Annotated in this window: 10 protein-coding genes; 6 read left to right on the forward strand and 4 right to left on the reverse strand. The window is 65.9% G+C overall.

Annotated elements, in window-relative coordinates; translation table 11 throughout:
- Window positions 1-242: 242 nt before the first annotated feature.
- Window positions 243-728, reverse strand: coding sequence for a transcription elongation factor GreB (gene greB / locus CG471_RS27355; protein WP_004208672.1), 486 nt, complete (start codon window positions 726-728; stop codon window positions 243-245).
- 45 nt (window positions 729-773) lie between these two features.
- Window positions 774-2,846: a lytic transglycosylase domain-containing protein gene (locus CG471_RS27360; RefSeq protein WP_099234396.1), complete on the reverse strand. Its 2,073-nt coding sequence runs from the start codon at window positions 2,844-2,846 to the stop codon at window positions 774-776.
- A gap of 99 nt (window positions 2,847-2,945) precedes the next feature.
- On the opposite strand from CG471_RS27360, the gene dapA reads away from it, so the two are divergent.
- From dapA to recA, 6 genes are all read left to right on the forward strand, one after another.
- On the forward strand, window positions 2,946-3,824 hold the full coding sequence (gene dapA, locus CG471_RS27365) for a 4-hydroxy-tetrahydrodipicolinate synthase (protein WP_004208674.1): 879 nt from the start codon (window positions 2,946-2,948) through the stop codon (window positions 3,822-3,824).
- 44 nt (window positions 3,825-3,868) lie between these two features.
- On the forward strand, window positions 3,869-4,351 hold the full coding sequence (smpB, locus tag CG471_RS27370) for an SsrA-binding protein SmpB (RefSeq protein WP_099234397.1): 483 nt from the start codon (window positions 3,869-3,871) through the stop codon (window positions 4,349-4,351).
- Between the two features lie 3 nt (window positions 4,352-4,354).
- Entirely contained in the window at window positions 4,355-4,948 is a 594-nt protein-coding gene (locus CG471_RS27375) for a DUF2062 domain-containing protein (protein WP_004208676.1), read from the forward strand.
- Between the two features lie 83 nt (window positions 4,949-5,031).
- Window positions 5,032-7,416 (forward strand): ATP-binding protein, encoded by a 2,385-nt coding sequence (locus CG471_RS27380; protein ID WP_099234398.1) that lies wholly within the window; start codon window positions 5,032-5,034, stop codon window positions 7,414-7,416.
- A gap of 84 nt (window positions 7,417-7,500) precedes the next feature.
- Window positions 7,501-7,857: a response regulator gene (locus tag CG471_RS27385; protein ID WP_004208678.1), complete on the forward strand. Its 357-nt coding sequence runs from the start codon at window positions 7,501-7,503 to the stop codon at window positions 7,855-7,857.
- A gap of 112 nt (window positions 7,858-7,969) precedes the next feature.
- Window positions 7,970-9,040, forward strand: coding sequence for a recombinase RecA (gene recA / locus CG471_RS27390; protein ID WP_004208679.1), 1,071 nt, complete (start codon window positions 7,970-7,972; stop codon window positions 9,038-9,040).
- 177 nt (window positions 9,041-9,217) lie between these two features.
- On the opposite strand, the gene CG471_RS27395 is transcribed toward recA, so the two are convergent.
- Together CG471_RS27395 and CG471_RS27400 are read right to left on the reverse strand one after the other, a co-directional pair.
- The gene (locus CG471_RS27395) at window positions 9,218-9,403 is read right to left on the reverse strand and encodes a hypothetical protein (RefSeq protein WP_004208680.1); all 186 of its coding nucleotides are present in this window, start codon (window positions 9,401-9,403) and stop codon (window positions 9,218-9,220) included.
- A gap of 88 nt (window positions 9,404-9,491) precedes the next feature.
- Window positions 9,492-10,116 (reverse strand): methyl-accepting chemotaxis protein (locus CG471_RS27400; protein ID WP_257211708.1); only part of this gene is annotated, 625 nt, incomplete at its 5' end.

Below are 10,116 nucleotides of genomic sequence, written 5' to 3' on the forward strand. Positions count from 1 at the left end.
GCAGGCCGGGCAGCTGGTCCAGCCTTTTCCTGAGAGCGTCGATGTCGGCGGCTATTGGCTTACCCGCCTGCTGTCCCGGCCCGACAGCCCCGCCATGGCTGCCTTCCGCGCCTGGCTGGCGGATGCTGTCCTACAGGGCTGATCGCCCCTATAATGGGGGCGGCCGGCGTAAGGATATTGCGGAGGTTGGAAATTCCATGTCAAAATGTGCGGGAAATATGGGAAGTTAAGCGATCGAAATCCTATTGCGGATAGCTGATCGCCATCACCTCATATTCCTTTTCCCCGGCAGGCAGATGCACCCGGCGCAGGTCGCCGATGGCCGCCCCGCGCAGCGCACGGGCGATCGGCGATCCCCAGCCGATCCGGCCGGCGTCCACATCGGTCTCGTCATTGCCGACGATCGTCACGGTGCGATGATGATCATCCTCGTCGGCGATGGTGACGGTCGCGCCGAAATAGACCCGGCCCTTGTCGGGCTGCTGGCGCGGGTCGACGACCTTGGCATCCTTCATCTTCTTCGACAGGCGCTTCAACTGGCCGTCAATCTCGCGCATCCGCTTGCGGCCATAGAGATAGTCGCCATTTTCGCTGCGGTCGCCATTGCCGGCTGCCCAGCTCACCACCTCGACGATGCGCGGCCGCTCGACGCCCAGCAGATGGTCATATTCCGCGCGCAGCTTCGCAAAGCCCTCGGGGCTGATATAATTGGGATAGGGACCGCTCATGCCGCCCCTTATCCACAGCCTTGGCCGACGCGCAAACCGGAAAGATCAGCCCGGCGTCTGCTTGCCCAGATAGCGGCTCAGCACCGCATTGCTGCCCTTGAACTTGGCGCGTTCCGGATTCATCGCTTCATAGACGACGGCATTTTCCAGCACCCGCTGGACATAGTTGCGCGTCTCGAAGATCGGGATCTGCTCGATCCAGCGCAGCATGTCGGCGCCCGGCAGGCGCGGGTCCCCATTGGCCTTGACCCAGCGATTCACATTGCCCGGCCCGGCATTATAGGCGGCCACGGCCAGCGGATAGCTGCCGCCATAATAGTCCAGCATGCGCTGGAAATAGCCCGACCCCAGCATGATGTTGTAGCTCGGATCATTGAGCGAACCGGCGTCATAGCTCAGGCCCAGCTTGCCCGCCTGCTCCCGCGCCGTGCCGGGCATCAGCTGCATCAGGCCGCGCGCGCCGGCATGGCTGACGATCTGCTTGTCGAACTGGCTTTCCTGCCGCGCGATCGCATGGACCATGGTCCAGTTATATTGCGCCGTCGGCGGCACCGGCACGCGCGGAAAGGCGCTGGCGCCATAGCCGGTCAGGCCGTTGGACACCGCCCGGCGGCCGACCATCACGCCCATGTCCGGGCGGCCCAGATTCTGCGCCAGCTCGGCGGCCAGGAAATGATCGCCATCGCTGTCGGCGCCATTGGCAATGGCGCGCACGAATTTGCTCTGGTCTTCCCAATAGCCCATCTGGCCCAGCGCCCTGGCGGCGCGCACCACCGACCGGTTGTTGAACTCGCTGCGTTCGGCAGCCGAGATCGACACCGCCCGTTCGGGCGGCGGCGGCACCGGCCGGCCCAGCCGCTCCAGCGCCAGCTGGCCATAATATTGGTCGGGGAACTGTGCCGACTGGTTGAAATAGCTGTTGGCGCTGGCCGCATCGCCCGCCTGCAGCGCCGCGCGCCCGGCCCAATAATAGCCCTTGGCCTGGACCTGGGGCGACTTGCCGCCGGTCGCATAGCGGCGGAACATCGCCACCGCATCGGTCGGCCGGTTGAGATTGTAGAAGGCGGTCGTGCCCGCCAGCCAGGCAAGGCTGGTATAATCGTCGCGCTCGCCGATCGGCCGGGTCGACACGTCCGTGCCCGGCGCATAGGCGTCGTCCAGCTGGCTGGCGATGCCATAGGCAAAGCTCCACTGGCTGTCGTTCGCCGACGACCGTGCCTGGGTCAGCAGCGTCTCATACCATTTTTCGGCATTGCCGGGGCGGAAGGTCAGCGGCTGGCGATTGGCCAGATATTGGCGCCCGGCGATCCAGTTGCCGCTGTTGAGCAGCCAGGTCGCCTTGTCGGCGATGAAGCCCGCATCGCTCGCCCCGCCGGCCGGCTCGGCCGTCTGCATCTTGATCGCGGCGTCCGGCGACTTCTGGCGAAAGGCGATGCGCGCATCATAGATCGCCCGCCGCGCCGGGCTGACATAGGCCAGCATCCGCATCGCGCCGATCGTGTCATTGCTCCACAGCAGTATGTCGGCGCGCTGGTCATGGTCGGCCACGGTAAAGCCCGATCCGAACAGCGACAAAAGCCGCGCCTCGTCGGTCGGGCTCAGCGTGCCGGTGATCCAGGCGGTGCGCGCGGCCACCCGCGCCTCGTCCATCCGCCCGGCCTGCATCAGCGCCACAGCATTGCGGGCATGGCCGGTCGCGGTGCGCGCCGGGAAGCGGGCGAAGAAGGCAATCACCTGGCGCGGATCAAAGCTGTCGGGATTGATCCCGGTCTCGGCCAGCCGCCGCATCCGGTCCTCGCCCGGCCAGCCGGGATTGGCCATGATGAAGCTGGCATAGGTGGAAAAGCCCAGGCCATCGCTCTGCTGCAAGGCGCGCCACTGGCTGATCGTGCCGGCGATCGAGGGATCGGACGGCATGCCGACGCGGCTGGCCGCCTGGTTCCAGGCGCTGGGCTGAGTCGAGCCCGGCTGGCCCGGCAGGGGCTGCACCATCGCCTGGGCATAGACGGTGGGGGTTTCGGTCTGGGCGCCGGCACCGGCGGTTGCGAGCAATAAAGCAATGACAGGCATGCGGATCAGGTAACTTTCGACAGTTCCGGGCTTCGGCATGCTGGACATAATCGCTATTGCATCCTTATCAGGCCCTGAATGACGCGCTATAGCGCGCCGCTTGCCCGATCATGCCCCGGTCGCCCGGAGAATTGAAGGAGTTTAATGATGTTTTCCGGGTCGATTCCAGCCCTGGTGACCACTTTCCGCGACGGAGCGGTGGACGAGGCCGCCTTCCGCGCCCTGGTCGACTGGCAGATCGAGGAAGGGTCGAGCGCGCTGGTCCCCTGCGGCACCACCGGCGAAAGCGCGACCATGACGGTCGAAGAGCATAATCGCGTCATCGCCATCTGCGTCGACCAGGCGGCCGGCCGCGTGCCGGTGATCGCCGGCTGCGGATCGAACGACACCCGCATCGCGCTGGAGCATATGTATGCGGCGCAGGCCGCCGGCGCCGACGCGGCGCTGGTCGTCGCGCCCTATTACAACAAGCCGAATCAGGACGGCGTCTATCAGCATTTCGCCTATCTGGCGCAGCGCTGCGACCTGCCGATCGTCCTCTACAACGTCCCAACCCGCACCATCACCGACATCGGCGTGCCGGTGATGCACCGGCTGAGCCAGGAATATCAGTCGATCGTCGGGGTGAAGGACGCCACCGGGAATCTGGGGCGGGTCACCGCGCAGCGCCTCGCCTGCGGCCCGGACTTCTGCCAGCTTTCGGGGAATGACGAAACCGCACTCGGCTTCAACGCGATGGGCGGCCGGGGCTGTATTTCGGTCACCGCCAATGTCGCCCCGCGCCTGGTCGCCGATTTCCAGGCAGCCTGCGCCGCGCAGGATTGGGATGGTGCCCTGGCGCTGCAGGATCGTCTTTACCCCCTGCATGATGCCCTGTTCAGCGATTCTTCACCCGGCCCTGTCAAATATGCCCTCACCCGCGTGCGGCCCGACATGCCCGGCGAGCTTCGGCTGCCGATTACCTGGCCGTCGGAATCGAGCCGCGCCGCGGTCGATCGCGCGCTGGAGATCGCCGGTCTGGTTTGACGCGCCGGCGTCCCTATATGATGAATTGAGTTAAGTAGCAGAATATGGCCCGCCCCCGCCCCGCAACCTTCGACAAGAAGAAGATCGTCGCCGAGAACCGGCGCGCCCGTTTCGATTATTTCATCGAGGAGGTGTTCGAGGCCGGCATCGCGCTGCAGGGCACGGAGGTGAAGGCCCTGCGCGGCGGCGAGGGCAATATCGCCGAAAGCTATGCCGAGGTGAAGGGCAACCAGGTCTTCCTGGTGAACAGCAACATCCCCGAATATAGCCATGGCAACCGCGAAAATCACGAGCCCAAGCGGGTGCGCAAGCTGCTGCTGCACGAACGCGAGATCGAGAAGATGCACAGCGCGGTGTCGCGCAAGGGCATGACGCTGGTGCCGCTGATGGTCTATTTCAACAGCCAGGGCCGGGCCAAGGTCGAACTGGCGCTGGCCAAGGGCAAGCAGAATCACGACAAGCGCGACACGATCAAGGAACGCGACTGGAAGCGCGATCAGCAGCGCATCATGAAGGCGCATAGCTGATCCATGGACAATCGCTTCTCCCGCTGGTGGCACGCCAACGCGCCGACCCGTGAATCGCTGGAGAAGAGCCGCGTCCTTGCCCCCGTCGCCCATCGCGTGCTGGAACCCTCGCTGTGGCGCTTCACTCGCCGGTCGGTGCCGCGCGGTGTCGCGCTCGGCCTGTTCGTCGGCATCTTCCTGCTGATCCCCGGCGTGCAGATCGCCGGCGCCGCGATCTTCGCCTTGCCTTTCCGCGCCAATATCCCGGTGGCGGCGGCGATGACCTTCCTGTCCAACCCGGCCACCACGCCGCTGATCCTGATGGCGTCGGTATGGCTCGGCAACTGGATGCTCGGCCGCAGCGCCGACGCCTCGGGCTTCATGGCGCTGGTCGATGGCCATGCCTCGATCGGCCAATGGTGCGCCTGGCTCTTTTCCGAAGCCGCCCCGGCCATGCTGCTCGGCCTCTTCCTCATCTCGCTCGCCAGCGCGGTGCTCGGCTATGTCGGCGCCGACTGGTTCTGGCGCCGCCGCATGGGCCGCAAGTGGCAGGCGCGCAAATTGAGGATTGGCAAGCGCAATGAAAGCAGCGCATTGGAAGAGATCGCCCGGATCTGATCCGTGGCGTCATGGTTCCATTGTAAGGGCTTAAGGGGACGGCGCCGATGGTCGCGCGGGTAAACAGGGATGATGAGGCGTGGATGGGACAAGCCCCGTCGCGCAGCTTCGTGCCCCTGCTCGCGCTCGCCGCGGCCGCCTCCGCCGCGATTGTCCTCTATGCCATTGGCGACTGGGCGCTGGCCGCCGGCTTTGCCGCCACGGTCATCACCATCGCCGCGCTGCTCGCCTGGTATCGCCGCCTCTATCCCCCGCCGCTGTCCGCCAGTGATGCCGTGCCCGACTGGACCGTGGCGCGCGCCGCTGCCGACGCCTCCAGCATGGCGATCGCCGTCACCGACCGCGCCGGCCGGCTGGTCTGCGCCAGCGACCTGTTCGGCGAATGGTTTCCCGGCTACCCCTCGCCCCCGGCCGTCAATGCCGATGCCTCGCTGATCGAGAGCCTGACCGCCGCCGCCCGCGCCGCCTGGCGCGATGGCGAGGCCAAGGTGGAGGCGATCGCCCATGCGATCCTGCGCCTCGACGTCGACATCACCCGCACCGGCCGGTCGGAGGATTATCTGCTCTGGCGCTTCACCCCGATGCGCCAGCCCAGCGCGCTCGACGATGTCCATCGCGTCCTGACGGGCGAGGCCGGGCGGCAACTGGGCGAAGCCGGCATCATGGCGGTGATGATCGGCGGCGAGGGCCGCATCCGCGCCGCCAACGGTGCCTTCCTGCTGCGCGCCGCCGGACGGATCGACGCCAACATCACCGGCCGCGATTTCGCCGCCCATATGCGGGTCGATGACAAGGGCCGGCTGTTCCTGGCGCGGGAGGAAAGCGGCGGCCTGCCGCTGCGCCTGCTGCAGGTGCCGCTGCGCCGCGCCACCCAGCCGGGCGGCATCCAGAATGGGGCGCAGGACGGCCCGATGCTGTTGCTGCTGATCGACGAGCCGGTCGGCGGTGGCGGCACCTCTGCCCTTTCCTATATCGAAACCCTGCTCTCGCTGCTGCCCTTCGGCCTCGCCATGGCCGATCGCGACGGCCGGGTGCTGTTCGTCAACAAGGCGTTCGCCCGCGCCGCCGGCATCAAGGATGCCGAAACGCCCAGCTATCCCGGCGACCTTGTCGTGCGCGAGGATCAGGCGGCGGTGGCCGACGCGGTGCGCCGCTTTGCCGTCGGCCCGCAAATGTCGGGCGACATCGCCGTGCGCATGCGCGAACAGCCCGAGGAACCGATCGCGCTCAGCCTTGCCGGCGTGCGCGGCCTGGGCGAGGCCGCCGTGCTGCTCAGCCTCAAGGACAATAGCGAGGAATCGAAGCTCAAGCGCCAGGTCGCGCAGGCGACCAAGATGCAGGCGATCGGCCAGCTGGCGGGCGGCGTCGCCCATGACTTCAACAATATCCTGACCGCCATCATCGGCCATTGCGACCTGATGCTGATGCGCCATACGCCGGGCGACAGCGACTATGACGACATCACCCAGATCAAGTCGAACAGCAATCGCGCCGCCGGCCTCACCCGCCAGCTGCTCGCCTTCTCGCGCCAGCAGACACTGCGCCCGCAGATATTGCAGCTGCCCGACATCGTCGCCGACGTTTCCAACCTGTTGAAGCGCCTGCTTGGCGAGAATGTGAAGCTCGACGTCAGCCATGGCCGCAACCTCGGCGCGGTGCGCGCCGACCCCGGCCAGCTGGAACAGGTCATCGTCAACCTGGCGGTCAATGCCCGCGACGCCATGCCCGAAGGCGGCACGCTCAATATCCAGACCTATGGCGTGCCCGCAAACCGCGTGCGCGAGATGCGGCAGCAAATTCTGCCGATCAGCGACTATACCGCGCTGCGCGTGTCCGACACGGGCCTGGGTATCCCGCCCGACATCTTGTCCAAGATCTTCGAACCCTTCTTCACCACCAAGGAACTGGGCAAGGGCACGGGCCTTGGCCTCTCCACCGTCTACGGTATCGTCAAGCAGTCGGGCGGCTATATCTTCGCCGAATCCGAACTGGGCCGGGGCGCCAGTTTCGTCATCTATCTGCCGGTCTATGCCGGCGGCGACATCGAACAGGCCAAGCCCAAGACGCCGATCAAGCGCAGCGAAACCTGGGGCACCGGCACGGTGCTGCTGGTCGAGGATGAGGATATGGTCCGCGCCGTGGCCGAACGCGCCCTCACCCGCCAGGGCTACAAGGTGCTGACTGCCAGCGACGGCGAACAGGGGCTGGAAGTGCTGGGCGGCGGCGAGAAGATCGACCTGCTGATCTCCGACGTGGTGATGCCCAATATGGATGGCCCGGCGATGGTGGCACAGGCGCGGCGCAGCTTCCCGGACCTCCCCGTGCTGTTCATGTCCGGCTATGCCGAGGAGCAATTGCGCAAGTCGATCGACATCGCCAATGTCGCCTTCCTGCCCAAGCCCTTTTCCGTCAACCAGTTGGCCGAAGCGGCGCGCGACGCGCTGGCGATGCGACCGGCGGCGGAATGAACTTGCCCGCCGGCAAACGATTATGCTGGGCATCGCCTGCCCCTTTGGCTAGCGATGGGAAGCAAGAACAAGGGACAAGGGCGCATGGCTGACGGCAAGTCCATCCTCATCGTCGAGGATGAAGCAATGATCGGCATGATGCTGGAAGATTATCTCGACGCGCTCGGCTATCGCCTCCACGCGACCGCCGCGTCGGTGGACGAGGCGTGCGCCCTGGCGCGCGAGGGCGGGTTCGACGCCGCCCTGCTCGACTGCAATCTCCAGGGTGAAAAAAGCTGGCCGGTCGCCGACATATTGGCGCAGCAGTCGATCCCCTTCCTGTTCGCCACCGGCGGCATGGCGGATGATCTGCCGCAGGGTCATGCCGATCGGCCGACGCTGGCCAAGCCCTTCACCATCGGCGCCGTGGAGCGTGCGCTGGAGAAGATTCTCGCCGACTGAATAGGCAGGATAGGAAATTTCCGTTCCCCTCTTGTTCCGCAGGAACAAACAGGATACATCATTGGCAGGCGCCGAGTGACTCGACGCGATCCGCTTGACAGGGGATAGGCCGATGACCGCTATGCTCTCACTCATCGATTCCAAGAAGACAGGCACAATGGACAGACAGAAAGCATTGGAGGCGGCGCTCGCCCAGATTGATCGCGCCTTCGGCAAGGGCAGCGCGATGAAGCTCGGCAGCCGCGAGAAGATCGAGATTGAATCGATCTCGACCGGCTCGCTCGGCCTCGACATCGCACTCGGCATCGGCGGCCTGCCCAAGGGCCGCATCATCGAGATTTACGGCCCGGAAAGCTCGGGCAAGACCACGCTGACGCTGCATGCCATCGCCGAAGCACAGAAGGCCGGCGGCACCGCCGCCTTCGTCGACGCGGAACATGCGCTCGACCCCATCTATGCCAAGAAGCTGGGCGTCGACATTGACGAACTGATCGTGTCGCAGCCCGACACCGGCGAACAGGCGCTGGAAATCGTCGACACGCTGGTCCGCTCCAACGCCATCGACATCCTCGTCGTCGACTCGGTCGCCGCGCTGGTGCCGCGCGCCGAGATCGAGGGCGAGATGGGCGACAGCCATGTCGGCCTGCAGGCGCGCCTCATGAGCCAGGCGCTACGCAAGCTGACCGGGTCGATCGCCCGCTCCAAATGCATGGTGATCTTCATCAACCAGGTGCGCATGAAGATCGGCGTGATGTACGGCAATCCGGAAACCACCACCGGCGGCAACGCGCTCAAATTCTACGCCTCGGTCCGTCTCGACATCCGTCGCACCGGCCAGATCAAGGATCGCGACGATATCGTCGGCAACGCGACCCGCGTGAAGGTGGTGAAGAACAAGGTCGCCCCGCCCTTCAAGCAGGTTGAATTCGACATCATGTATGGCGAGGGCATTTCCAAGATCGGCGAGATGCTCGACATCGGCGTCAAGGCCGGGCTGGTCGAGAAGTCGGGCTCCTGGTTCTCCTATGACTCGGTCCGCATCGGCCAGGGTCGCGAAAACGCCAAGACCTTCCTCAAGGAAAATCCCGAAATGGCAGACCGCCTGGAAAAGGCGATCCGCGGCAAGACCGAGGAAGTCGCCGAAGGGATGATGGCCGGACCCGAAGCGGGGGATGACGACTAAGCAGGACGACCGCGCCCGACCGGATCAACCGGGCGCCTGATCCTGCCTTTCGTCCACCTCTGGCTTCACGCTCTGAAAAGGCCCGTTGCGCGATGGCGCGGCGGGCCTTTTACCTGCCGGGCGCACGACAGGGCTGTCGCCATGCAGGCGCAATGGAGGGGAAGAGGGAAAAGACCGCTATTCGTGCGGCCGCAGGGCGCGGTTGAGCGAATCCAGCACTTCGGCGATCGGTTCGGTCACGGTGACGCTGCGGCCTTCGCCAAAGCGGATGCGGGTGCCGTCGGTCACGGATGAGACGAAGGTCACCTGGGTAGGGTTGACCGCGGTTTCGGTGCGATCGACGCCGACGAACATGACGAGCATGATCTTCTCTCCCATTTTCGGCCCGTGCCGGACCCATTGGGTGCAAGACTAGCTGCTTTTTGCGCCGTTACCAGAGACTTTGTGCGGTTCAGCCTGCCTGGATCGCCTGCAGGAACCGGCTCGCCCGATCGTCCAGCCGGTGCGCGACCGTCGCCAATTGCCCGGCCGCGACGCCGATGTCATGGGCACCCGCCGCCGCCGCGCTTGCATTGTCGCTGATCTGGCGCGCGCTCTGGCGGATATGGTCGCTCGACGATCCGGCTTCCGACAGGCTCGCGGCGATCGATCGGCTGAAGGCACCATGACGCGCCACCGCCGAAAAGACCGATGCCGACACCTCGTTCGCGGTCGCCATCGCCGCGTCCATGTGCAGATGCCCCTGCGCCACCGTCTCTACCGCCAGCCGGACATGGCCGATACGCTCGCCGATCTCGGCCGCCGCCTCGCGCGTCTGGCTCGCCAGCGTCTTCACCTCCCGCGCCACCACGGCAAAGCCCTGCCCCGCCTCGCCCGCCCGTGCCGCCTCGATGCTGGCATTGAGCGCCAGCATGCTGGTCGCCCGCGCAATATCGTCGATCAGGGTGATGACCGCGCCGATCCCGTCCGCCTCGACCCGCAGCGCTGCCGTCTGCTCGGCGCCGACCTGCGTCTGCGCCACCGCCGCGCGGATCGCCTCGCCCGCCGCGCGCACCTGGCTTTCCATCGCCTGGAAC

It is taken from the genome of Sphingobium sp. IP1 (assembly GCF_002708645.1).
Taxonomy (GTDB): domain Bacteria; phylum Pseudomonadota; class Alphaproteobacteria; order Sphingomonadales; family Sphingomonadaceae; genus Sphingobium; species Sphingobium yanoikuyae.